The organism is Fibrobacter succinogenes, assembly GCF_902779965.1.
Taxonomy (GTDB): domain Bacteria; phylum Fibrobacterota; class Fibrobacteria; order Fibrobacterales; family Fibrobacteraceae; genus Fibrobacter; species Fibrobacter succinogenes_F.
In genome coordinates this window covers 13,532-38,704 of the sequence record NZ_CACZDK010000008.1, presented here as the reverse complement: position 1 = coordinate 38,704, position 25,173 = coordinate 13,532, and the positions used below count along the sequence as shown (strand labels likewise).

Annotated in this window: 20 protein-coding genes and 1 pseudogene; 6 read left to right on the top strand and 15 right to left on the bottom strand. The window is 46.2% G+C overall.

Translation table 11 applies throughout. The annotated features are described in order from the left end of the window. Nucleotides 1-300 precede the first annotated feature (300 nt). The 3 genes from HUF13_RS05630 to HUF13_RS17570 form a co-directional block, all read right to left on the bottom strand. Nucleotides 301-2,226: a GspE/PulE family protein gene (locus tag HUF13_RS05630; RefSeq protein WP_290926141.1), complete on the bottom strand. Its 1,926-nt coding sequence runs from the start codon at nucleotides 2,224-2,226 to the stop codon at nucleotides 301-303. Beyond that, nucleotides 2,223-3,209, bottom strand: coding sequence for a thiamine-phosphate kinase (thiL, locus tag HUF13_RS05625; RefSeq protein ID WP_173474212.1), 987 nt, complete (start codon nucleotides 3,207-3,209; stop codon nucleotides 2,223-2,225). Before thiL ends, HUF13_RS05630 begins: the two co-directional genes overlap by 4 nt. 80 nt (nucleotides 3,210-3,289) lie before the next feature. Further along, entirely contained in the window at nucleotides 3,290-3,394 is a 105-nt protein-coding gene (locus HUF13_RS17570; protein ID WP_369697077.1) for a hypothetical protein, read from the bottom strand. On the opposite strand from HUF13_RS17570, the gene HUF13_RS05620 reads away from it, so the two are divergent. The 3 genes from HUF13_RS05620 to HUF13_RS05610 all read left to right on the top strand — a co-directional run bounded on the left by HUF13_RS05620 (nucleotide 3,367) and on the right by HUF13_RS05610 (nucleotide 5,840). Next, nucleotides 3,367-3,729, top strand: a complete 363-nt coding sequence (locus HUF13_RS05620) for a hypothetical protein (protein WP_074208700.1) — start codon at nucleotides 3,367-3,369, stop codon at nucleotides 3,727-3,729. The genes HUF13_RS17570 and HUF13_RS05620 overlap by 28 nt on opposite strands. A gap of 15 nt (nucleotides 3,730-3,744) precedes the next feature. Then, complete coding sequence (locus HUF13_RS05615) at nucleotides 3,745-4,743, top strand: hypothetical protein (RefSeq protein WP_173474211.1); 999 nt, start codon at nucleotides 3,745-3,747, stop codon at nucleotides 4,741-4,743. A gap of 269 nt (nucleotides 4,744-5,012) precedes the next feature. Next, complete coding sequence (locus HUF13_RS05610) at nucleotides 5,013-5,840, top strand: hypothetical protein (RefSeq protein ID WP_173474210.1); 828 nt, start codon at nucleotides 5,013-5,015, stop codon at nucleotides 5,838-5,840. A gap of 197 nt (nucleotides 5,841-6,037) precedes the next feature. Here the strand turns inward: HUF13_RS05610 and efp are convergent, their stop codons facing one another. Beyond that, a complete protein-coding gene (efp, locus tag HUF13_RS05605) occupies nucleotides 6,038-6,622 on the bottom strand; it encodes an elongation factor P (protein WP_072827029.1) in 585 nt (194 codons plus the stop codon). Between the two features lie 41 nt (nucleotides 6,623-6,663). Between efp and HUF13_RS05600 the strand changes: the two genes are divergently transcribed. Beyond that, a complete protein-coding gene (locus HUF13_RS05600) occupies nucleotides 6,664-7,632 on the top strand; it encodes a KamA family radical SAM protein (RefSeq protein ID WP_173474209.1) in 969 nt (322 codons plus the stop codon). Nucleotides 7,633-7,911: 279 nt separating this feature from the next. Here HUF13_RS05600 and HUF13_RS05595 read toward each other — a convergent pair. From HUF13_RS05595 to HUF13_RS05560, 8 genes and pseudogenes are all read right to left on the bottom strand, one after another. After that, a pseudogene (locus HUF13_RS05595) lies at nucleotides 7,912-9,281 on the bottom strand (anaerobic C4-dicarboxylate transporter). Between the two features lie 66 nt (nucleotides 9,282-9,347). Then, nucleotides 9,348-10,421 carry a hypothetical protein gene (locus HUF13_RS05590; RefSeq protein ID WP_173474208.1) on the bottom strand — a complete coding sequence of 358 codons (1,074 nt, stop codon included), beginning with the start codon at nucleotides 10,419-10,421 and terminating at the stop codon, nucleotides 9,348-9,350. Nucleotides 10,422-10,664: 243 nt separating this feature from the next. Further along, the gene (gene hisB, locus HUF13_RS05585) at nucleotides 10,665-11,249 is read right to left on the bottom strand and encodes an imidazoleglycerol-phosphate dehydratase HisB (protein ID WP_173474207.1); all 585 of its coding nucleotides are present in this window, start codon (nucleotides 11,247-11,249) and stop codon (nucleotides 10,665-10,667) included. Between the two features lie 9 nt (nucleotides 11,250-11,258). Continuing rightward, the gene (locus HUF13_RS05580) at nucleotides 11,259-12,194 is read right to left on the bottom strand and encodes a helix-turn-helix transcriptional regulator (RefSeq protein ID WP_173474206.1); all 936 of its coding nucleotides are present in this window, start codon (nucleotides 12,192-12,194) and stop codon (nucleotides 11,259-11,261) included. A 3-nt stretch (nucleotides 12,195-12,197) separates the two neighbouring features. Further along, nucleotides 12,198-12,767: a nucleoside triphosphate pyrophosphatase gene (locus HUF13_RS05575; RefSeq protein ID WP_173474205.1), complete on the bottom strand. Its 570-nt coding sequence runs from the start codon at nucleotides 12,765-12,767 to the stop codon at nucleotides 12,198-12,200. A gap of 294 nt (nucleotides 12,768-13,061) precedes the next feature. Then, complete coding sequence (locus HUF13_RS05570; RefSeq protein WP_173474204.1) at nucleotides 13,062-15,452, bottom strand: putative LPS assembly protein LptD; 2,391 nt, start codon at nucleotides 15,450-15,452, stop codon at nucleotides 13,062-13,064. Between the two features lie 162 nt (nucleotides 15,453-15,614). Next, complete coding sequence (locus HUF13_RS05565; RefSeq protein ID WP_173474203.1) at nucleotides 15,615-16,424, bottom strand: PDZ domain-containing protein; 810 nt, start codon at nucleotides 16,422-16,424, stop codon at nucleotides 15,615-15,617. Nucleotides 16,425-16,603: 179 nt separating this feature from the next. Then, on the bottom strand, nucleotides 16,604-18,736 hold the full coding sequence (locus HUF13_RS05560; protein ID WP_173474202.1) for an FISUMP domain-containing protein: 2,133 nt from the start codon (nucleotides 18,734-18,736) through the stop codon (nucleotides 16,604-16,606). A gap of 244 nt (nucleotides 18,737-18,980) precedes the next feature. Between HUF13_RS05560 and recQ the strand changes: the two genes are divergently transcribed. Together recQ and HUF13_RS05550 are read left to right on the top strand one after the other, a co-directional pair. Further along, the gene (gene recQ, locus HUF13_RS05555) at nucleotides 18,981-20,801 is read left to right on the top strand and encodes a DNA helicase RecQ (protein WP_173474201.1); all 1,821 of its coding nucleotides are present in this window, start codon (nucleotides 18,981-18,983) and stop codon (nucleotides 20,799-20,801) included. A gap of 201 nt (nucleotides 20,802-21,002) precedes the next feature. Continuing rightward, nucleotides 21,003-22,310, top strand: coding sequence for an ATP-binding protein (locus HUF13_RS05550; RefSeq protein WP_173474200.1), 1,308 nt, complete (start codon nucleotides 21,003-21,005; stop codon nucleotides 22,308-22,310). Nucleotides 22,311-22,364: 54 nt separating this feature from the next. Here the strand turns inward: HUF13_RS05550 and HUF13_RS05545 are convergent, their stop codons facing one another. The 3 genes from HUF13_RS05545 to HUF13_RS05535 all read right to left on the bottom strand — a co-directional run bounded on the left by HUF13_RS05545 (nucleotide 22,365) and on the right by HUF13_RS05535 (nucleotide 25,169). Next, entirely contained in the window at nucleotides 22,365-23,477 is a 1,113-nt protein-coding gene (locus HUF13_RS05545; RefSeq protein ID WP_173474199.1) for a hypothetical protein, read from the bottom strand. Between the two features lie 10 nt (nucleotides 23,478-23,487). Continuing rightward, the gene (locus HUF13_RS05540; protein ID WP_173474198.1) at nucleotides 23,488-24,294 is read right to left on the bottom strand and encodes a metal ABC transporter permease; all 807 of its coding nucleotides are present in this window, start codon (nucleotides 24,292-24,294) and stop codon (nucleotides 23,488-23,490) included. Between the two features lie 173 nt (nucleotides 24,295-24,467). Further along, complete coding sequence (locus HUF13_RS05535; protein WP_173474197.1) at nucleotides 24,468-25,169, bottom strand: pyrimidine 5'-nucleotidase; 702 nt, start codon at nucleotides 25,167-25,169, stop codon at nucleotides 24,468-24,470. Between the last annotated feature and the right edge of the window lie 4 nt (nucleotides 25,170-25,173).

Below are 25,173 nucleotides of genomic sequence, written 5' to 3'. Positions count from 1 at the left end.
AATTAGTAGGAAGTTAGACAAATGCGTAGGCCGAGCGTCGCGGCCAAGCTTGCTTGGACATGACCGAGGCCAGCATTTGGGGCTTGAGCGTAGCGAAAGTACAAGTAGGAAGTAGACAGTAGGAAGTGAACGATGAGGTTCGCTTTAGTAAACAGTGGTTAGTGATTAGTGGTTAGAAGCGAAGAACAGTGAACCATATGCGACGAAAAAAGCCCGCCGAAGCGGGCTTAACAATGCGAAAAAGCTTTTTTCAATGCATTACTGTCTATTTCACACTACCTGTCACCTATAACCTAGCGACTACTCATCCGCAGTAGATGCGCCGATGGCCTGTTCCAAAGTGGTCTGGCCCTGGAGCGCCTTGTTGATACCGTCCATACGGAGCGTAATCATTTCGCAAGACTTGATGGCCTCGCGCTTGATTTCGTCACCGGAAGCACGTTTAATCACAAGGTTACGTACAGATTCATTCGGCACGAGGAACTCGTAAATACCGCAACGGCCCTTGAAGCCCGAACCATCGCACTTTTCGCAGCCACGGCCATGGTAGAACTGCATGTCCGGAGAAAGGTGGAGTTCATCGCGGAGTTCCTGAGAAATCTCGACCGGTTCCTTACAGTTCTTGCAAATGCGGCGCACAAGACGTTGAGCCAAGACGCCCTTAATTGCGGTAGAAACAAGGAACGGTTCCAATCCCATTTCGAGCAAACGAGGGAAAGCACCTGCAGCGTCGTTTGTATGGAGCGTACTGAAGACCAAGTGACCCGTCAAAGCAGCTTCGATAGCCATCGTCGAGGTTTCTTGGTCACGCATTTCACCGATCATGATAACGTCCGGGTCCTGACGGAGCAAGGCACGAATGCCCGCCGCAAAAGTAAAGCCTGCGGCATTGTTAATCTGACCTTGGTTCACACCATCAATATTCAATTCCACCGGGTCTTCCATCGTCGAGATGTTGATCGTCGAGTCAAGAATTTCACGAATAGAAGCATAAAGCGTCGTAGATTTACCGGAACCCGTCGGACCGGTAACCAGCACAATTCCGTTAGGAGCATTAATAGCATCGATAAACTGCTTGAGCACACGTGGGTCGAAGCCCATTTCCTTTAGCGGGAACTGACCCGAGTTCGGGTCCAAAATACGCATAACGATTTTTTCGCAAACACCACGCTTACGCAGAGAAATCGGGAACGAGCTCACACGAAGGTCAACTTCGGCGCCCTTGTAACGCACGGTAAAACGTCCGTCCAACGGTTTACGTTTTTCTGCAATGTCCATTTTGGACAAAAGCTTAATACGCGAAAGGATCTGCGGCATCAGACGTGCCGGAATCGGAGACATCACCTGCAAGTCACCATCGATACGGTAGCGCAACTTGAGGAATGTTTCTTGCGGTTCAAGGTGAATATCAGATGCATGGCGGGCAATAGCTTCGTGAATAAGCGTTGTCACGATTTTCACGACCTGACGACCTTCTTCGTCGGTCAATTCCGGTTCGTCGCTGTTGCCCTGACCGCGTTCGACAGTTTCAAGTTCGTCATCACCAGAAGACCCGATAAGATCAGCAAGGGATTCTTCAGCCGGGCCGTGGTTCGCAAACAAGATATCAATCGTCTTCTTGATGTCTTGTTCGGAAGCCATGACAACGTCAACGTTTTTCTTGACCTTAAACTTGATGGAGTCCCTCAAGCGCACGTTCGTCGGGTCGGCCATAGCGACCACGAGTGCCTGACGGGAATCCTTAGTCACATAAAGAGGAACAATCTTATGCGTCTTACACTGGTCTTCCGAAATGTATTCGTAAACCTTATCATCCAGTTTGATGGCATCGAGTTTTACGAACGGAACTTCGAACTGGCAGCAGAGAATGTCCGTGAGTTTCTTTTCGTCGATGAACTTCAAATCAACGAGCACTCGACCAAGACGTTTACCCCCCGACGTTTTCTGCTTTTCAAGAGCTTCATTCAATTGATCTTGGGTAATAAAGCCCTGATCCAAGAGCATTTCACCAATACGCTTCTTGGTGACACTCTGCATCTGAACGCCAAGAATATCAGTCAGTTGTTCCTGCTTGACCATGCCAGCCTTCACAAGAATCTGGACAAGGGTCACCTTTTTCCCCAACTGCGCCTGGTACTTGACTTCGTCTTCGGCGTACTTCAACTGGTCTTCGTTAATCAGGTTAACACGAACCAGCAACTGTCCTAAGCTGTTTGAATCCTTCATAGATGTGACCACGCCTGAGCGTTTAAAATTATCCTTCCACCGACTTGTTTTTTGAAAAACACACCACACCCCGAATTGACTAATCCAATTTCATGAATTTCGGCAATTTTGGGCGTACCTTTTAAATATATACTATTTGAACCATCAAATGTAAACAGAAGTTGATATTCTTCACCCCCATTTAGCGCAAATTTAAGGGGCGAAAGCCCAAAATAATCGCACATTTCAATTACATCGGGATCAATCGGCAATTTTTCTTCGTCAATTTCGATAGAAACGCTCGAAGACAGCGCCAAATGGTTCGCCTCGGAACTGAGCCCGTCGCTAATATCCATGCAGGCGCCACGCACCCCTTGCTTTACCAGTTGCACTCCGGCATCTTCGCAAATTTGCGGGGACAAATGGTAATCGACCAGCCGTTGGAAGCGAGAAGCCTCCTCGGGATGGTTCATCAAAAGCCAAAGTCCGGCATCAGATTTACCAAGAGTTCCCGTTACAAAAACGCGGTCACCCGGTTTTGCACCGCTACGGAGGAGCGTTGTTCCATCGTCGGTCTTACCGAGAAGGGTTGTCGAAAACATCCCGACATCGCCCGAAACCGTATCACCCCCAATCAACGTAATTCCTCTTCTGGCAAAGCCTTGCGATACCGCTTTAGCAATTCGATCGCAAGTTTCTTTACTCCAGGATTTGTTCACGCAAAGGCCAAAGAGCGCAATGCAGGGGCGACCGCCCATCGAAGACACATCTGATACGTTAGAGACAATGTGCTTCTCGACCGCCTGCTCAGGACTAGACCAGTCTAGCCTGAAGTGCGTGTTCTCGACCGAGAGATCCTTTGTTGCAAGCCAGCCATCAAAGATGGCGCAATCATCCCCGGCAGACAACCAACTGCGGTGCGCCGGCGAATCGCTTTTTAAGGGAGCGACTCCATCCAAAATTTTACTGACGAACCTAAATTCGCCAAGATCTGGGAATTTCATATTTTTCAAGGTCAATTCTATTTTTCACTCCATAATTTAACAATAAACTTTCTATACTTTAAGCGTGGGACACATATTTTTTATAACGCCATCGTCGCCCGGCAGTTTAGACAAGTTAAACCAGTGGACTTTCCGCTGGCTTTTAGAGCATGGGAACATGGCAGACGATTCCACCCTCTACACATGCAATTCCATCGAAAGCGCCCAGAGCCTTTTGGAATCTGCACTCATCATTGGTCAATCGCCGGCACTGATTATCTTTGATCATGCCAACCACGCGACCGAGAAGAACCTTGCATTCAGCAAGGAACTCCACAACGGCATTCCGGAATCTTGGATTATCGAAATCATCCCGGACGACATGCCGCTCCCCGAAGATTCCAGGGACGAAAGCACGTTCTGGATCAGGCGCCCTGTAAGCGAAGAAGAATGGTGCGCCACGCTCGAAAACGTTCTGCACAAGAACGGTTGTCCGCAATGGGCCAAGTGGACCCAGCACAAGAGCTACAGAGGATTTTAACAGAGGTTTTCAACCGTGATTAAAGGCGTCAGCTATTTTGGTGTGCGCTCTCCGAAGCTCGCACGCATGGACCTTGTACATATAAAAGAAGCGGGATTCAACGCAGTACTCCATACGTGGAGCGAAGAAGACCTGCAATATTACTACGACACCATGAAGCAGATCGTGAACGAGTCTGCCGCCATGGGGCTTTCTGTTTACGTGAACCCGTGGGGCGTTGGCCGCGTGTTTGGCGGTGAAGCTTATTCGGAACTCACGGCACGCAATCACGACATGTGCCAAGTCGCCCTCGACGGGAAACCGAAAGTCGCCGCCTGCCCGAACCACCCGGAGTTCCGCGCTTATATGCACAAGTGGATTGCAACGGTTTGCGATACGGACGTTTCTACGATTTTCTGGGACGAGCCGCATTTTTATTTTGAAAAAGGCGGGCTTAGCAACTGGAGCTGCCGTTGCGAAAAATGCCACGAGTTGTTCCGTGCACGCTTCGGGTACGAAATGCCCGCCGAACTTACAGATGACGTAAAACAGTTCCGCGAAGATTCGCTTATTGATTTTCTGAAAGAAATGGCCGAGGACGTTCACGCCCGCGGCAAACGCAACTGCGTTTGCATGCTCCCGCCGTGGTTCCCGGCGGGGCTCGACGACTGGGGACGCGTCGCCAGTCTCGTCGCGGTCGATGAAATCGCAAGCGACCCGTACTGGGAACGCGGGGCAAGCGAAGAGTGGGTTCGCGAAAAATATCGCGAAACCGCAAATAAGCTCGTCGAGGTCGCGAACCGCTACGGCAAATCCGTACAGATGTGGATAAAAGCTTACCAGATTGAAGCCGGCCGCGAAAACGACCTCGCCATCGCTGTCGAAGAAAGCCGCGCCGCAGGCATCAAGAATATTTTCGCCTGGAGCTACCGCGGCACGGAAACACTGAGCTGGCTCAAAAGCGACAATCCCGACGAAGTCGCGAGAGTCTTCAGAAGCGCCGTCGGCGCCGTAAGCAAAACACGCCCGGAATGAACCGAGCGTGGTTGACGCTTGCCGAGTCCGCAGCTTCAACTCAGCCATAAAATTGAACAAGCCCAATTTTGCGGTATTCGCTTTGCATACTTTTGCGAGAGCGAGACGAAGACGTAGGTTCTTCTCCCACTAATAACAACAGCACAAATATTATACAACAGAAGAAATCTTAATCCTTCACATCTGTAGGAAGGATTAAAAAATGTATTTTTTACAAAGTCTATAATCACGAAAAATTTTTAACAAATCCTATGACAAAAAGACTTTTTGTGACCTCGTTTTTAGTATTCCTCTTAGCATCGACCGCTAGCGCCTGGGATATGGGCGCATATGTTGAAAACAAACAAGCCGGTGAAGGGAATATCGATTCCGCTCTTGTTCAAAAAATCGAACAAAAAAAATCTGAGACTGCCGACAGCAGCATAGCGTCAACCGAAGAAAAAAATCGACAGATAACAGCGGCCCAATATTCAGAACACAAAACGAACCTCAGCAATCACGTCTATCTTGGACACTATTTTTCAGCGGAACTCGCGATCGGCCACACGTCGCTAAACTATTCTGCAAACGATCGAAACGGTAAGTCGGTTCAAAAATTTAGCGGTTTGTCTTTCCCGTATGCCGAAGTACGACTGGGGCGTTACTTTGCTAACATCGTCTCCGTTTATGGAGCCCTTGGAATCGGAGTTGGTTCTGGCGAATACAGCGGTCCCTACCCAAAGCGGGATAAAGATAAAATTGACGCCATAAGTGTAAGGGGCCTATTAGGGCTCGGTGCCGAATTTTATCCATTTCAGGACAAGGAAAGCGCCCTTTACGGTCTGTATTTAGGGCTTTGCATTGGTGGCGCCGCCGAAAGGGCACAAGAAGACGATGACGACAGCTTTGGCATCGTTTACTCCTCATCCAAGGAAGATCTAGAAATCTTCGACAACACCTTTGTCCGCTTTGAAATTGGTTACGACTTCTGGATCGATAATCGCTGGAGAATCGGTCCAGCATTCAGCTACTCTTTCGGCAAATATGATTCTGACGATGACGACAATATCGTCACAACGAGCCACAATTTCCACTTAGCCATTAAGATCGCTCGCTAACAACTTCGCACACATAATCCGCGATTAATAAAAAACGCCCGGTATTAACCGAGCGTGGTTGACGCTTGCAGCGTCCGCAGCTTCAGCTCAACCATAAAATTGAGCAAGCTCAATTTTGCGGTATTCGCTTTGCATGCTTTTGCGAGAGCGAGGCGAAGTCGTAGGTTCTTCGCCCACAATAGAGCCGAGCGGTCTTATTACTTTGCGCGTTCGAGGTAAGAACCGTCGCGAGTATCGACGCGGATCTTGGTGTTGTTTTCGATGAAGAGCGGAATCATCACCTTAGCGCCAGTTTCGAGAGTAGCTTCACGCATCACGTTACCGCTGGTGTTGCCCTGAACTGCCGGAGGAGCGTCAACGATCATCAAGTCAACGAAGGTCGGCGGGATAACTTCGATCGGAAGTGTAGCCATCGTCTTCGGATCCTTCCACCAAGTGACTTCGACAGTAGCGCCATCGAGGAGCCAAACTTCGCAGCCATTGAGAGCTTCCTTGGAGATTTCTTCAGTTTCCTGAGTTTCGCTGTTGAGGAAGTACCAAGTAGAACCGTCGTTGTAGAGGTAAGTCATTTCGGTGTAGGTCACATCAGCTTCTTCCACCGTATCACCGCTCTTCCAAGTACGTTCGAGAGTACGGCCAGTCACCAAGTTCTTGATACGAACGCGGTTGAAAGCCTGACCCTTACCCGGCTTCACAAACTGGTTTTCGATGATTTCATACGGCTGACCATCAACCATGATTTTCAATTTTTTACGGAATTCGTTGGTGCTTACAGTACCCATATTATCCTCTTTTGGTTTTTGATTCTAAATTTAGCAATATAATGGACAATTCTGTTAAAACTTTCACGCATATTTCTGAATTTTTAGACTATTTGGGCAAAGATTTTGCAGGTTTGACAAGCGAAATGCAAGCAAACCTAGACCTCACCCCTTCGTTTGCCTTTAACTGTTCCAAGCATTACGCAGACCTTATCAAGAAATCAAGCGATCCCGTCAAACTGCTACGCGAGGTTCTCCCCAGCAAGGATGAACTTATAGAAGCGCCCGGCTTTGTGGATGACCCTGTAGGCGACCTCCTGGCCGGCAAGTCCGAATGCATCTTGCAAAAATACGAGAACCGCGCCCTTATCGTTTCGACATCAGCTTGCGGTGTGCGTTGCCGCTTCTGCTTTAGGCGCAACTACCCCTTCCAGGACACGCAAAATATTGCGAGTGAAGTTTCCAACTGGCTCGATGTCCACACAAACATTTGGGAAGTCATTCTTTCGGGAGGAGACCCGCTCACACTTGGGCCGGGACCGTTCCGCGATCTCGTGGAAGCAATTGCATTCCACCCATCTGTCACGACGCTCCGCATCCACACGAGACTCCCCGTGATGCGCCCCGATCTTGTGATGCAACATTTTGAACTTTTGCGCGAACTCCCCGCACGATTCAATTGCGTGCTCGTGGTACACGTGAACCATCCCGATGAACTCGACGAAGAATCCGCAGCCGTCTTTGCGCAGCTCAAGTTTAGCGGTTGGACGCTTTTGAATCAAAGCGTCATGCTGAAAGGTGTAAACGATGACGCCGAAACACTAGAACGCTTGTGTCGCAAACTTTTTGAGCAAGGCGTTCTTCCCTACTACTTGCACCAACTCGACCACGCAAAAGGTGTCGCCCATTTTGAAATCAGTGATGAACGCGCCCACGAACTCATCGCGCAAATACGCACAAAACTCCCCGGCTACCTCGTACCGAAACTCGTTCGTGAAATTGCCGGTGAAAAAAGCAAAACGCCGGTGTAATGAAGTCGGGGCTTACGCCCCTTTGAGCTGTGAGGTCGCAACCTACGGTTGCTTTGAGGTATGAGGCTCCTCGTTTGTCATCTTGAACGCATCCAGAGTGGCAATGCTATTGATTAAAACCAATATCCAACGCCAAGCTGGATTTTGCCTAACAAGTAATGCGAGCCGACAATACTTCCGTCGTTATATCGGGATTCCTGAGCAGAAGCTTATTCAATTGACAAGGGCTAACATTAGGGATTCAATCGGCCCTACGGGCCTCCAGAACGACAATCTCCTTTAATAAAACACTTTCACGAGAAGCGAGCCGACAATCGTCGAAACGATGACGCTCACTAAGCCCGGCAGCATAAAACTGTGATTCAGCAAATACTTTCCGATAACGGTCGTGCCCGAACGATCAAAGTTCACAGTCGCAATGTCGGACGGATAGTTCGGAATAAAGAAGTATCCATAAACACTCGGGAGCACGCCCAAAAGTACCGGCCCAGGAATTTCAAGGCTATAGGCTAGCGGAAGCATCGCAACCACCACCGCCCCCTGCGAATTGATAAGCACGCTCACTGCAAAGAACGCAAACGCAATTGACCACGAATAATGTTGTACAACATTCTTGAGCCCGCCCTGCATCACATCCATGTAATTTGCAAAGTACGTATCGGCAAGCCACGCAATCCCGTAAATGGCAACTACCCAACCATGCCGCTCTGCCACACCGCTCCCGACACGGCCTTCTTGGGATTCGCCTTGCAACAAAGAATCATGAACGCCGCTGCAGAAATCATGACAATCTGAATAAGAAGGCTCATTGCAAGCGGTTTCACTTGCGCAACGCCATCGATAATCTTTCCTGTCGGGAATTTGGGGCGAATGTCGTGACCTGAAATTTGGCAAATAGAGAAAATCACAATCACCGCAAGCGCTGCAAGAAAGATATAAACCGCACGTTTTGCTTCTTTCGTCACCTCCTTATCAAGCACGGAAGCTGTAGAACCAAACATATACTCCTTCATCTGCGGATCTTTTAAGCGCGCCTGATAAGCCGGATCCTTATCGAGGTCCAGCCCTCGCCTGTACGAGATTGCCGCAGCAGCCATAATTCCGCAAACACATGCGGGAATCGTAATCGCAATGACCTGCAAGTTGTTTATTTCGAATCCATTCGCGTTAGAAATAATGACAAACGAAGCAACCGCAGCCGCAATCGGTGAACACGTAATGCCCACCTGCGACGCCACCGAAGCTACGGCACAAGGCCGCTCTGGGCGAATTCCCTTTTTAAGCGAGATATCGCAAATAATCGGCATCAACGTATAAACCACATGGCCCGTTCCCACAAGCACTGTCAAAAAGAACGTGCAAAGCGGCGCAAGAAACGTAATGTAATCCGGATGCCGACGCAGCAAGCGTTCCGCAATCTGGATAAGCCAATCCATGCCGCCCGACGCCTGCATAATGCCCGCACAAGTCACCGCCGCTATGATGATGTAAATGACATCTGTTGGAGGCTTGCCCGGTTGCATTCCAAAGCCAAGCACGAGAATCGCAAGACCAATTCCAGAAATAGCCCCAAGTGCAAGGCTCCCGTAACGCGAGCCCACGTAAAGCGCCAACAGCACTATTAAAAGCTGAATAATCATTAAAGCCATATATCTCCTTCTGAACGGGTTTAAATCCGCATCAAAAGAAAATATATACTCTAAATTGAGGATTTGTTAATAAGAAAGGACCGATTCTAAAAATTTTCTTTCGAGCAAGTCGTTAAAATCCGCAGGATTCATAACACTCAACTGAGAATTCTTGCAATAAACCAAGCAATTGCCATTGAGCCCGCCAAACCACTTCATATCCCTCAATACAAGATTGATACTATCATTTATGGCGTAATCAATAACATCATATTCAGAAATTCCAGAGCAACCCTTGCGTTCAAAATATTCGTGGAATTGCATCTCGTCGCATTTCGGTTTAAATTTATCTATAAAGAACACTTCGGTCTTTAGAGAAAGCAAATCAACCGATGGCATTTTTTTCGGGTTTAAACGTTTTTGAAAATCGTTGAACGAAGTATCATTAGCAATCAAAAGGCTCCTATCACATTCTTGAGCATTAAAGAACAGCAAAACAGTATCTTCTAGATCACTTTCGTACTCATCGATTTCCGATTGAACTACTTTCATAAACGACTCGTAATTACAGCAACCATCAGCCATACAAGGAGCCGGTATTTTATCTATAAACATTACTTCAAAATCCCAAAAATTCTTCTGTGCTTTATCGAAATTCGGGATTCGAAGTCTGTTATCCAAATACAAAAACAAAAGTTTTTCAGGAGTCAGCCTAACAACAAAGCTATCGGCATTAAGGTGCTTTCTTAATTTCTTTTCGTTAAACTTTTTTTCAGTCAGCTTTTCATATAAAGCATTTTCAATTGCATAAACATAAATTTCGCAAGCATTTTCCACAGGATAGTTTTCTACGAAAGAACTATTGTCTGCAGAACGCACATCGAAAACAAAAGTCTTCTCACCATCCGGTTTAAAAATCGGCTGATCTAACGGGATTGAAATACTGACTCGATCATACGCATTTACGAGATCAAGATCAATTTTTTTGTTGTCAACATTTACATTGCTAAAATAAACCAAAGGTTTCTTAGCAATCATATACAATTGCGCGTTTATTATTGCATTTTGAATACATTCGTCTTTCTTTGCTTTGGCAAGATCGTGTACCGGCAAAGGACAACAAACCATCTTTAAAGTTGTTGACAAAACATTCATGCCCACAGCACTCCTAGTCCATACACACCGAGCAAAACATAAAATTTTTTTACAAAAAATCCTAGAGTGAATATGCGCAATTAATTATTTTAAATTTCTTATTTTTGTGACAAAAAAAGCCACCAAAATAAAAAAAACATGCAAATTTATGTCACCAGAAAAAGCATGCATTTTAATGTGACGGCTATCACACAAAAAAAAGAGCAGAACCTCAGTCCTGCCCTTTATTAAAAATTTAGTGACTTTTTCTTACAGCACGCCTTTGCTGCTGGGAATGCCTTTTACGTTTCGCGAAGGAGCGACTGCCATTGCAACGGCACGAGCAAAAGCCTTGAAAATGGATTCCAGGCAGTGGTGGTTGTCATTGCCGTAGAAGAGTTCCACATGCAGGTTCATGCGGGCATTTTCGCAAAGGCTCTTGAAGAAATGTTCGAACATGCTGGCTTCGATTCCGCCTGCAGTTGCCGCCGGGAGCTTTACGTTCCAGACAAAACCGATGCGGTTGCTAAAGTCAATGCAAACGCGGCTTAACGCCTCGTCCATTGGAACAAAGTAAAAACCGTAGCGTTCGATACCTTTCTTGTCGCCAAGAGCTTCAACGAGCGCCTGACCAAGCACAATCGCAATGTCTTCCATACTGTGGTGCATATCGACTTCAGTATCGCCCTTGCAAGTCAAATCAAGGTGGAAACCGCCATGTACTTGGAACAAGTTTAGCATATGATCCAAGAAACCCGAACCCGAACTGATTTGGCCTCTAGAGGCATCGTCCAAGTTCAAGTAAAGTTGGATATCAGTTTCACTCGTCTTGCGAGAAATCTTAGAAGAACGCATAAACACCTCTTATTTGAGCACACGACCGTCAAACACGCTAAAGCGGGCCACACGGCCAAACTTCGGCACAGGAAGCGGGGTTTCAACGCCGTTCAAGTACATTTTGCCAATAGCGCGCGGTTCGCCAATAACGATATACAACGTGCCACTTGCGGTATAAACAAGCTTGTTATCGACGGTAGCAATGTTTGCTTCTTTTACGAATTCGTCATCGTCTTCGTCACGCTTGATGCCCACCCAAGAACGCATTTCACCAGAGCCCACAAGTTCAATCTTCGTGCGGCCATTGTCAGAAACCGGACCTGTTACGGTATCTTTCTTGGAAGATGCCGAAATGAAAATCGTTGCAGAAGCCGGGAGATTTTCAGCTTTTTTCACAGCCTTATCGACATCAGCCTGCGTCACAGTCTCATTCTTTTCGTCCTTGATGGAATCCGCGGGAACCGCTTCGGCACCTTCAGGCATGTCCTGGCTGATTTCGGAAGAATCCTCAGCAGCAACCACCGCTGGCGGATTGGCATTACTATCAGCAGCATCGCCCTTCGTTACAAAATGGAGCCCAACAATGAAAAGCGCCACGATAACCACAATCGCTATAGGCACAGCCTTACTGCGCGGTTGCTTTTCTTCATCCGTCATCGGAGCAATATTCTTCATCGGTTCCATGTCAGGCGTGACAAAATTCGAACCGACTTCTTCAGCATACAGTTTAAGAACGCCCTTGGGATCCAAGCCGAGCTTAGTACTTACAGAATTCAGGTAACTACGGACATAAGCTTCTACCGGCAAAGACTTCCAGTCACTCGCTTCAATAAAATGAAGCATTTTCACCGAAATTTTCGTACGATCAGAAAGATCTTCTATAGAAAGTCCTTGAGATTCGCGAACGCGGGCCAAGAATTCGCCAAGGCGTTCGTTGGGATTCTTCTCATCCAATTGAATCATTTGCTATACCTTAACTTGTAAGCTATCCAACATTTCCAGTGTACGTGCAACCGGTAACCCAACCACGTTGTAGTAACATCCATTGATAGACTTTATCAGGCGCGCCCCATTCGTTTGAATGCCGTAGGCACCTGCTTTATCCATCGGGTCTTTAGAATTTACATAATCTTTAAGTTCTTGTAAGGAACAGTTTCTAAAAATGACCTCTGTTTTCTCTTCGGATGCACAAAGGATTTCGCCGTTGCGGGCAATGGCGACACCGGTAATCACAAAATGCGAACGATTATTCAATTTTTTCAGCATTTCGAGGGCGTTTTCTTCGGATTTCGGCTTTCCAAGCGGCATGTTGTCCAAAAAAACAAGCGTATCAAAGCCGAGCACGTAAGCATCGCGTTCCGTGCGAGATACAGACAAAGCCTTGATGCATGCGTTTTCGCGCGGGAAATCCATCGGGTTTGTACTTGTTGGCTTTTCGTCTTCGCCGGAGACAACCACGCGAAAATTGACTCCTAACTGTTTTAAAATTTCAGAACGTCGCGGGGAACCGCTGGCAAGAATGATTTCGTTATTCATTGGTTGTTGGTCTATGGTGATTAGTAAACAGTAGTTAGTGGTTAGGGATGTGATTAGTAGGAAGTAGTCGGTAGGAAGTAGGAAGTTATATAATTGCGGCATGGTTCGGCAAGCTCACCAACCTAGTCAGGTCCCTGAACCTGTCGAAGGGCTGCCTACTGCTTACTGTCTACTTCTCTCGTCTTTGGACAAGTCCCAAATGCTAGGCTCAATCATGCCCAAGCAAGCTTGGTCGCGATATTCGCCGGACGCATTTGTCGTCTATAGCCGCGCAGCGGCGTTCTTTCGTCTAATTTAATCATAACTCTTCGTGTCGGTGCTGCCAGCATTCAGCTTGATATCCGGCAAGTCGCGCACATAGACCGAGAAGCTCCAGCCTGCTGCAGGGCCAGTCGGCGTCCATGTAAAATCGAGCTGCCAGCAGTGCAACACGCGCTTGAACGTAAATTCATGCGAGACAAACTTACCTTCATTATAATCGTAACGAGTGCTGTAAGAAACATCCCAGTTGACGGTCGGCTGGAACGACGCCGAAATACCCGTCGAATGCGAGATATTGTCTTTAAACAAATTCTTTGCCACGCGGGTACTGCTGAACGAATAGCGGTAATCCAAACTCAGCGACCAATTCAACATTTCGTACTTTTCAAGTTGCGAAGGAAGCCCGCCATTAAACGTACCGCTCCAATGGAAATTCTTTGAAAGTTCATAGCCCCAATACGTGAGTTCTGGGAACTTGACTTTATTCGGATTTGAATCGAACTTGTGATAGAAGCTATGACGAGTATTGATGGTAAACATGTAGTCCGGCAAAATCTGCAATCCGAACGAAGACGAAATGTCCGAGAAATTGAGTGAGTCTGCCGCAAAGTTATAAGAGAAACTATGCCTTGTCGTAAGCAAGCGGCGTGTACCGTACTGATCCTCGACCGCCTTAGCCTTCTTTGTCGAATCGCCACGAGTGGTATCGGCTTTTGCAGCCACCTTGAGGTACTTGATGTCAAAGTCGTTATTCAAACTAAAGCCAATCGTCTGCTGTTTTTGCTGGTACGGAGATTGCCCCAAAAGCGGATGCGGCGCGAACGTCTTGACCGTATCAATTTCAGGCGCGTACGTGTAAGAAACACTCGGAGAAAGCACATGGCGGATACCGGTGAAGCGACCAATTTCAGGAACCCAAATACCATAGAGTTTAGTATCGGCAGTCAAGCTATAGCTGTGGTTGTAGGCTACGTTACCATATGTTCCTTCTTCAGGATTAAAGCTCATGTAGCGTTTTCTTTTGTACAAAGAATCGTTCGGATTACGCCAAGAAGTTCCGGTCCAATATCCAGTGAAAGTGGCGCGCGGCGTGATGTTGATAACGTCAAAAAGCCGGCCGGAATAATCGAGTGTATAAGTACCCGTGTAACCCAAGTAATGCGCAGTCGTATCCTTATCCAGCGTCAAGTCTTTATCGCGGCGCATGTTGTAGTTGAATCGATTCGTAAAGCTGTAATTGAACTTTTCAAGGAACGACTGGAACGAGCCATCTTCTGCAGCAATTTCGCCTTCTTCCAATTCGAAATTGAAAAGGTTACCGCTCATGCGGTACTGGATATCGGGCAAATTACGTTCGAGCATTCCCGTCGTAAGGTTATGGCTCTGCGAAACCTTAACCGTCAAGCTCTTGTTGTTGCCGAACTTACCGGAATAAGCAAGGGAGGCGTTTGCTTGCTGGTTCAAAATCGTACTCGACTCTAACGAGTTGTTCTTACGGATGCCCCTGTCGCTCACAAAGGAGCCCTGGCCGCTCAACGTGTGCTTCGCGTCGGGAGTCAAGTTCTGGTTGTGCGAAAATGCAATGTCGTAACCGCTGTTGCTGAAATCGAATTCTTCGAGGTAGCTCGTGTACTTCAGGTAGCCATCCAGCAAATAACGCTTTTTATAGCGGATTTCACCAGAAAGCGTAGAGCGTTCAAAACGCGCTTCGTCACCTTCGATCACATCCGCAGAAATCGTAGCGTCCCAATAATCGTTGGCAGCATAATAGAAACCGATATTGCGCAAGTAGTAGCCCTGCTTCTGGTCACCACCAAACTTAGGCGTTAAAATACCGGACTTGCGACCGCTCTTGAGCGGTGCCACAATCATCGGGAGAACCGCCACAGGCACATCGGCAATATTCAAAACCACCGGTCTTGCGGTAATCGTCTCCTTGGGTTTCACCACCATGCGGCGACCATAAAAGTAGAAGTGCTGGTGCGTCGTATCGTTACACGTGCTAAAGTCACCGCGAGCAATCTGAATTCGCGTATCCGGCAAACGACGAACTTCCATACCGTTCAACTGCTGGTTGTCCTGGAACGTCGTTGCGTAATAGACCTCACCTATTTTAGACTTGAGGTTGTACTTGAGACGCATGCCCGAAAGCGAAGGATTCTTGGTTTCGCGAAGCACCGGGTTACCCGACGCTGCCAAAATCTGATTCTTTTGGTCCATCCAAATCGTGTCGGATTCAAGCGTTGCTGTGCGGTACTTGAGTTGCGCCGACTTGTTCAAATTGAACGTCGAAGTTTCAACATCATACACCAAATCAACCGCATGATATTCAATCGTATCCACACCGGTCGTATCGTTCATCCAATCGACCTCGGTCGTGTCTTCTACAGGCTGTTCGCGCTCTTCGAGTTCAAAGCGGGTCATGTCCTCGCCATAAGAGCAAGGAGCAAAGACCGCAGCAATTAGAAAAGCAAAAACGGCCCACAGGGATCGATGGGTTTTGGACAAAATCACGGTTCCACAAGATAGAAAAAAAGAACGCTCCAGATATGAAGCGTTCCTCAAATTTTTGATTAAAGCGGAAAATTACTTCAGCACGGCGTTGGCACCGCTTACAGCGCCATTGTGGTCAATGGAAATAACGTAGCGACCGCTCGGGAGCTGAGAGCCATTCCAATTGATCGTGTTCACGCCAGCAACAGCATTGTCGAGACCAAGCTTTGCAACCTGTTCGCCATCAGCATTCATGATAGTCACAGCAACGCGGCCTGTGGACTTAACTGCAAACGAAAGAGCCTTGCGGTTGAAGAGGCAAAGAGTCGCATCACCCTTGCGGATCGGAGTTGCCTTGGTGAATTTCGGAGAAGTCTGAGCCTTTTCCACATAAACGCCATTGACATCAGCAGAAGCGACTGAAACATCATTCTTGACAAGGTTACCGCGGCTGAGCACTGCAACGAGTTGCTTGTCGTTTTCGGTAGCGCTTGCAAACGTCTCAAGTTCCTGAACGTTCACGCGATCCTTGTCGCCGTACCAGTTCTTCACAGCCTTGTTGTCCAAGTCCTTCACGGTAATCTGAGCACGACGGATGACCGTGGAATAGGTTTCGCCATTGCTCGTATAAGTGATTTCCAGCGGCTTATTGACCTGGCCACGAAGTTTTGCCTTCGAAAATTCAATATTCTGACCCTTGAGGCTTACACCATCAACAGCGGTAATAACATCACCTGCACGGAGATTGGTTTCTGCAGCCGGAGTGCCCGGAATGACTTCGGCCACATGGACGCCCTCGTTCACCTGATAAATGGTGATGCCAACGCCACCAAAGGATTCGTCGGCCATAAGCGGAGCTGTCATCATCGCAGCAATCAGAGAAGCCTTAACAAAACTATTCATAATAATCTCCTTAAATTTCTTCCATAATATATAATAAAAATTTGCTATTTCAAACGCAATCAGACGAAAAACAGCCCTAAAATGAAATTCATTTATCAATTCTGCACTTAAAGTTCTTTTTCTTATATTTAAAACATGCCATATCGCCTTATTATCAAATATTTAAACACAAGGCGAAATTATTCTTTCACGCAACGTATAGGTAAATAGAAGTCCATATAGGCTTGATTAAAATACATATACGTATCGCCCAAATAAAGGAAAATGATGTCTTTTGTACTATCGTCGCCATAAATCCAATATAAAACATTTTCATAGTTTTTATTTTCGGCCTTTGGATAGAGGCCGAGCATCAAAAACGAAAGGCCCGATTCATTACAAGAGAAAGCACTACAGCGTGAACCTATCTGAGACTTAAACTTCGCCAAGTACGAGTTTTTCTCATACATAGAAAGATGATTGTAATCGTCTGAGTAAAATAAATTCAGTTCAGTCGTATCGGGCAATCGCCAGCCAGCAGGGCAAGCCGTTGCAGCGGCCTCAATCGAATAAAAACGGCCTGCAATTTGGCAACCTTCTTGAGCAGAATAACTCTGCGAAGAATCTCCAATCGCATACCTCAAGTTTTCGGCCATCCAAATTTTGCCTCTAAATTCAACAGTCCTGTAAGTTTCGCCATCACGACTATCCGTCAATGTTCCATACTCAATATTTGGATTAAAGTAATATTCCTTCGGAAAATCACAGTTCCACTCTATTGAGGAATGCCATTTACCATTGTAGCAGATATATTGTTCGTTACCCCCTCTATTGCTATCTTTACGTCTTTGGTTGTCCGTACTGCAAGGCGCCTTGTAGAAATCCGTCCATGCATTATTGTAGCACACATAGGACATCGAAGTATCGCGAAGGCCCTGGACCGTTTTACCTTCCGCATCACAAGCTCTATCGCCAATGTCCTTTTCTCGATAAGTCGCAACGTCCCAGCCCGAATCCCGGCAAATATAAATGACACCTCCGTTACTTTTGATTTCACTTTCTAACATTTTCCCAACGCGGTCGCAAGGAACTCCAGTCGTTTCCTTTTCCAATTGAGTTGCAATTTTCCATTTTGAATCTTTGCACAAGTAAAATCTGGTAGAATCTGTCGGACTTTGAACAATTTTAGCAGAATCGCCACAAAGAATGTCCTTGGTCTCGTAATCCATTTTTGTAGTGACATTCCAGCCATTTTCCTTGCAAACATAATAGCGTTCATTCAAGGAAGTACTCTTGAACATTTTGCCAATTTCATCGCAAGGGATATCCTTGGTATCTTCTTCGTAATTCATCAAAAGCGTCCAGCCACTTGTACCGCAATAGTAAAGCGTGTCAGCTATGATATTTTTAAGACCGGCTTGTTCGATAATACCAAATTGTTTACCGTCGCAATAAGGGAGTCCAATACATTTCCGATAAATGTTGTTTAAAATATAAGTGGGCGGAACAGACTCATAGCCGGTAGCAGCACATCCAGGTTGACCGATCGTTCTCGCCCACAACGAAATGTTTCTATAAGGGATAAATGCACTTTCTTCGCCGCCCCAGCTATTGCTAGGAGAAACATTCCATATGCCGCAATATTCGGAACGGTCTAAAGTTCCTTTTTCAGAAAAAGACTTGACTATCTTATAAGTCGCGACAGTATCACGGTTAAAGAAATAATTCAATGTATTTTCAACATCAGCCCTCGAAAAAACAGTCGACCGGTCTTTCAACGGATTTTCAACGAACAACGTATCCAATCCTAGCGCCGCAATGAGTTCTTTTTTAGCCGTCTTTTCGGCATCTTCCGCAGGAGTTCCATCTGCAATAAGCTTTGCAGTTCGTCCTTCAATAAGCAACTGATAGCCGTTAATCGAACGAGGAAGTTCTTCAGGACGAAAGCCATCCGTCCCCCACGCATAATCAGGAAAAACAGCAGCACCATTCGATGCAGAAAAAGAGGCAACACAACCTCCGCCAACACCTCTCCCTGGAATTCCAGTATCTAAAAAATCCAAATAATACGAACTTGAAGAAAGACCTTCTTTAGAATCACTGGACAAGCTTGCGCTCGATAACGAAGCATTTATGGCACCAGATGATGTTGTAGACAAAAGCGCAGAAGAACTTGAGGCCTGCGAATTTTCGGTAGCTGACGAATTGACGACCTCACTCAAAGAGCTCCCCTCCTGAGCAACATCATCGCCGCCGTCCACATCCGCAATGTTTTCTGACTCGGAGCAAGCAATCAACGCAGCAACCAAAAGCAGAAATGCAAATTTCCTCATCAATCCTCCTTCTACACGACAGCACCCCAAAACAAACTCGTTGCTAAAATACATTCATACATTAGGCAAATTCTAAAAAAATCATCGCTACTAAAATAACCGTTGTGAACAACACATTTTTATACAAAATGAACACATCCATAAACCAAGCTCCCCCAAGGCCCATATAAACAAGCAACCAAGCCGCTTGACACACTGCACAAATGTATCTAAATTCTGTAAAAATGAAATACAAAAGTACCCAATGCAGACTCCGCTCCAAATATTAAAATCCGTTTTCGGCTACAATTCTTTCCGACCGCAACAAGAAGAAATTATCAACCACATTCTTTCACGGAAAGACGCGCTCGTACTAATGCCCACAGGTGGCGGCAAGTCGCTTTGCTACCAAATCCCCGCATTGGTTTTTGAAGGGACAACGGTTGTCATATCTCCACTCATCTCGTTAATGAAAGACCAAGTCGATGCGCTCAACGCCAGCGGAATTGCGGCCGCAGCCCTTAACAGTACCAATTCCGAAGACGAAAACTTCGATATCCGAACACGTTCCCAATCTGGAGAATTGAAGATTCTCTACATTTCACCGGAACGTCTGCAAAGAGAAATTCCATGGTTGCAACGGATAAACATTCCCTTGTTCGCCATCGACGAAGCGCACTGCATATCGCAATGGGGCCACGACTTTCGCCCAGAATACACGCAACTTGGATGCTTGCACCAAAAGTTTCCCAAAGCCACCATCATGGCTTTGACAGCCACAGCAGACAAGCTGACAAAAGAAGATATCATCAACCAACTCGGATTAATTTCACATAAAGTCTTTATCAGTTCGTTCGACAGGCCGAATTTAAGTCTCGATGTAAAGCGCGGCTATTCGGGGCAAGAAAAAATAAAGGCTATTTTATCCATAATATCAAAGCACAAAGGCGATTCAGGCATTGTTTATTGCCTATCGCGAAAGAACACCGAAAAAGTGGCCGAAGAATTATGCGGGAAAGGCATATTGGCTAGAGCATACCATGCGGGAATGACCAACGAAGAACGCAACGCGGTTCAAGAAGATTTTATTAACGATAAAATTGATGTCGTTTGCGCCACAATCGCATTCGGCATGGGAATCGACAAAAGCAACGTTCGTTATGTAATTCACTACAATCTCCCCAAGAGCATAGAAAGTTTTTATCAGGAAATTGGCCGTGCAGGGCGCGATGGGCTCGCCTCAGAAACCGTACTGTTCTACAACTTCCAAGACATCATCACACTGCGCAATTTTGTAAACGAAAGCGGGCAAAAAGAAATCAATTCTGAAAAACTCGATCGCATGCAGGAATACGCCGAATCGCTGATTTGCCGCCGTAGAATCTTGCTCAATTACTTTGGCGAAAGCAGCAACGGCAATTGTGGGAACTGCGACATTTGCCGAAAACCGCCCCAACGCTTCAACGGAACTATCCTCGTGCAAAAAGCGCTCTCGGCCATAAAGCGAACAAATGAAAAAATAGGCTTTTCGATGACCGCACAAATCCTCAAAGGCTTTAGCAGCGAAGAGATTGTGCAAAACGGATATGACAAAATCAAAACATTCGGAGCCGGCGCAGGCACCACGCTAAAGCACTGGCACGACTACCTTTTGCAAATGCTGCATTTGGGGTATATCGAAATAGCCTACAACGAAGGGAACCACTTAAAAATCACGCCAAGCGGAAACGCCGTACTATTCGGGAAAGAACGTGCCGAATTAGCCATTCCCGTTGAAAAAGAATCTGAAGCCACTCATTCCACAAGAGCCAAAAACAAACAAAAATTCAGTAGCAGAAGTTTTGTAGAAGAACCCAATGCCAACGACGATTTATTTGAAGTTCTACGCAAAGTGCGCAGGCAAATTGCAGAAGAAAACAACTGGCCCGCATACGTCGTACTTTCAGACAAGACCTTAAGAGAAATTGTTTCAACGCCTCCCCTATCCATCGACGATCTGCACTACATTTACGGATTCGGCGAAAAGAAAATCGAATTGTTCGGGCAACGATTCGTTGATGCAGTCCAAGAATATTTGAAGCAGTGAACGAGATTCGATGCACAAAAATATTGCAAAGTAGCATTTAGACGCGCTAAAACATATTGAAAAGTAGCATTTTATGGTCAAAATTATATTGAAAAGTAGTATTTTCTATTGAAAAATTGTATTGAAAAGTGTAATTTTAGAGACAGAAAACATATTAAAAAGTAGCAAAAGTAGCGACTTTCGTTAAAAAAAGGCAATTTTATGCTTTACCGGAAAATACAGGAACGAATCGATGAATACTTCACCAACGGCTCCAACAAGGTGCTGGTTATCGATGGCGCCCGTCAAATAGGAAAGTCGTACATCATTCGCTATATGGGGCAAAAACATTTTCAGAACTACATAGAGCTGAACCTTCTAGAAGATTCACTCAACAAGCGCCTTTTTGCAGACATTCAAAATACCGAAGATTTCTATCTGCGCCTTAGCATGTTCGCGGGCGATAAAATGGGAAACAAAGAAAATACACTAATTTTCTTAGACGAAATCCAAGAATGCCCACGCTTACTAACATTGCTCAAATTTTTAAAACAAGAAGATCGTTTTACATACATCGCCAGCGGTTCTCTCCTCGGAGTAGCCTTATCAAAAACATCATCCATTCCCATAGGAAGCATCGAAACGGTACACATGTATCCGCTGGATTTCGAAGAATTCCTGCTTGCGAATGGATTCAACGAATTTGCCATCCAAGGCTTAAAAAACAGATTTTTGAACAAGCAAAGTTTGGACGGAGCCATGCATGAAAAAGTCATGGATCTGTTCAAAAAATTCCTGCTAGTCGGGGGGATGCCTGATGCAGTAAACATGTTTATTCAAGAGAAAAACATCGTCAAAATTCGCAAGATCCAAGACGATATTCGCAACTTTTACGCCGCAGACGCAAGCAAATACGATAACAAGAACAAATTGAAAATCCGCAAAATTTACGATCTTATTCCATCAATGATGGAAAACAAGAAAAAGCGGATTATCGCCAACAAAATTGAATCTAAAAAAGTCAAACTCGATAAATACGAGGACGAATTTGAATACCTGACCAACGCGGGCGTCGCACTAGAAGTTTCAGCGATTACAGACATCAAATTTCCATTAGTTCAATCCACCACAAAGAATTTATTAAAGCTTTACCTCAACGATGTAGGTATTTTGACAGGTATTCTTTACGGCAACAACATCAACGCCGTGATGAGCGATATTCCTAGCATAAACCTAGGTGCCATTTACGAAACCGTTGTTGCGAGCGAATTGAACGCCCACGGGAAAAAACTGTATTACTACGACAACCGTCTAAAAGGTGAAGTTGATTTTTTAATCGACAATTATGATGCTCTAACGGCAGTTCCTATTGAAGTCAAGTCAGGACGAGATTTCACCATCCACAGCGCACTCAACAATTTGCAAAAAACAGGCAACGTTCAAATGGGAATTGTACTTTCAAACAGCCCTGATATTGTCCAAAAGAGAAATACACTGTACCTTCCAGTGTACTTTGTGATGTTTTTGTGATTTTCTCAATAAAAAAAGCGATTCCCGATCGAAGCCGGGAATGACAAATCAAAATTATTCCATCATTTCGCGGGATTCTTCGTAAGACGGGCGATCGTCTTCGTAATCCTTGAGGCTCTTGTCGCCAGGAACAACGATAAGGCCGAGCGTCACAGGTTCACCCTTCAAGTTGATGTAGGCTTCTAGATAAAGTGTCGTAGAGAGGCGGATGAGGCGCAAGTCCATCATCGTGCCGCCCTTGTGGATGCTCATCGGATTACGATTGAAGAAGAGGAACTTCTTGTTGATGTATTCAAAGCGGTCTTTTTCGTAGTTGATAGACCATTCGGTATCGCCATCGTTTTCTTGGCGGTAGGTGCAACGGTCATTATCGATATCGCATTCGAAGCTGGCGCTTTCTTGATAGCGCTTGTTCCATTCGCGGCTGAAAGCGCATGACTGCACGCGAGAGCCGCCATTGCGGTGCTTGTTCAACTGATCATTGATGACAACGTAGTCCATCTTCAAGTTCTTGACTTGATTATAGACATTCATGAGGATGATGTAGGCTTCGATATCCTTGGGGCATTTGCCGGTGAGATTCACATCTTCGTGAGCCTTCAAGAGAGTTTGTTGCAAATCAATATCAATGGCATCCGGAATTTCGCTCTTCTTGATTTTTTCAAGAGTTTCCTTGGGCGGGACATGGATAATTTTGTCACCCTTCTTGATAGCATAACCAAGCTGGTCGCGAACATAGTCCAAGCACTGTTGCACGTGAATATGCACAGTATTCGAGCCTGCCGAAACAAAGTCCGCACCGATGCGCACGTTCCATTCATCAGCCGTATTTTTGGCATCCTTATCGAGTTCGCAGAACGGGTCTTCGCGAGTACCATCTACAAAAATCAAACTGACGTGAAGCTTTGTCACAAGAGATTCTTCTTTGTTGATGGCGCTACCCAAACTCCAGAAATTCGGATTCAAGCGGAGCACTTCGGCAAAAGCCTTGTCACCATCGAACGCCGGCAAAAGCGAATCGTTACGAGCATTTTTCTCTTGCAGCAGTTCAGAATAAGACGTTTTAACATCCATGTTGTCAAACGAATTACGGGCAACGGCAGAAAACGCCGATGTAGCCATGAACGAACACAAGAAAGCGATCGAAATACGCCATTTAGAAAACATTTTCCCTCTCCTATTTTTTAATAATCTTTTTTACTGCAAAATTAAGCAGATACAGAACAACTCCGCCTGCAATAATCGTAGGCCCAACAACAAAATTGAACTGGCACGCGACCAAAAGTCCAAGAACCACAAGCACAAGCGAAACCAGAACCGAAATCACCATCATCTGGAGCAAATTCTTGGCATAACATTCAGCGATATACGCAGGAATTGTCAAAAGCGCAATTACAAGAATCATGCCCACCGCCTGCACCGCAATTACGACCGTAAGCGCAATCAACGCGATCAAAAGCATGTAATAGTTCAGCACAGGAATGCCGCGAACACGCGCAAATTCCGGGTCATACGAAATTGAAAGAAAGTTGCGGTAACAAATGGAAACAGAAGCCAAGATGAATACAAGCAACGCGCCCATCCACCAAAGTAGTTCCGTTGGCACGGTCAAAAGGCTACCGAACAAAAAGCTCATCATTTCACCACTGTAGCCCGGCGTCAAATCCGTGAGAATCACGCCAAGCGCCATGCCCGCAGCCCAGATAATCCCGATAAAAGTATCGGCATGTTTGCGGTCGCGCCAAGTGAGCGAGCCCATAAGCATCGCGCAAGCCAAAGCAAAACCAAGCGCACCAAGCATTGGCGAAAAACCGATAAAGCACGCAAGCCCAACACCGCCGAACGAAGCATGCGCCACACCGCCCGAAAGCGAAACGAGGCGGTTTACGACGACGTACGTTCCCATCACGCCGCAAGCAATGGCCACAAGCACCGCTGCAATCAGGGCGTTCTGCATAAAATCCATGGAAAGTAAGTCGAGCATAGAGCTATGGGGGTTGGGGTTATGGGGTCGCACCGGAGTTTACCCTGAGTTTCATCGAAGGGGTGCTTTGGGCAAACAAGCATAAGCAACCACCCAAAGCGAAGCGTGCCCAAAGTGCTTTAGCACGCCCCCAGAGCGAAGCGACCTCATACCTGTTTACTAACCACTGCATACTAATCACTAAATTCAATTAACTTCTCCCGTAAATTTAGTAAATGCGGGATATGAAAATCCACCCAATCGGGCGCTTGTACGTTCGGATTCACAAGAATCGTTGTCCAACCGCGTTCGTGAGCGGGTTCCAAATTGCGAAGCGAGTCTTCTAACAGCACAATTTGAGACTTATCCTTAGCGTCTTTATTCAAAACACCTCGCGCCACAAGCCATTTTTCAATTTTTTCGTAAGCGCTTGCATGCGGTTTTCCTTCCCAATCCATGAGCTTGAGGTCAAAAACATCTTCAATGGCAGGCGCAATTTCCATGCGTGCCATGCCGGCGCGGCTCCAGTCCCCTCGCCCATTCGTAAACACAAAGCGATGCCCCGTAAGCAACTTTAGCAAAGTAAATTTTTCGGGCGATACTTTTGGGTAAACTAAGTACTCCGGTTCATGGATAAAGTCAAAGAAATCATCAGGCGCCGTTCCGTTCATCGCCATGAGTCCCGAAAGCGTTGTACCAAAACGATGCAGATAATCCTTGCGGATTTCTGTTGCGGTTTCGAATGTTCCGCCAACCGTTTTTTGGACAAATTCAGCAATGCGGTGGTCGAGCGAATTTAGAACAAAACGTTCCTCTTCGCCGTAAAGCGTGAGGTCATAATCGAACAACCAAATTTTCGAAGCGTCGTTTTTGATGCCGATATCCAGCGCACTCACTTCG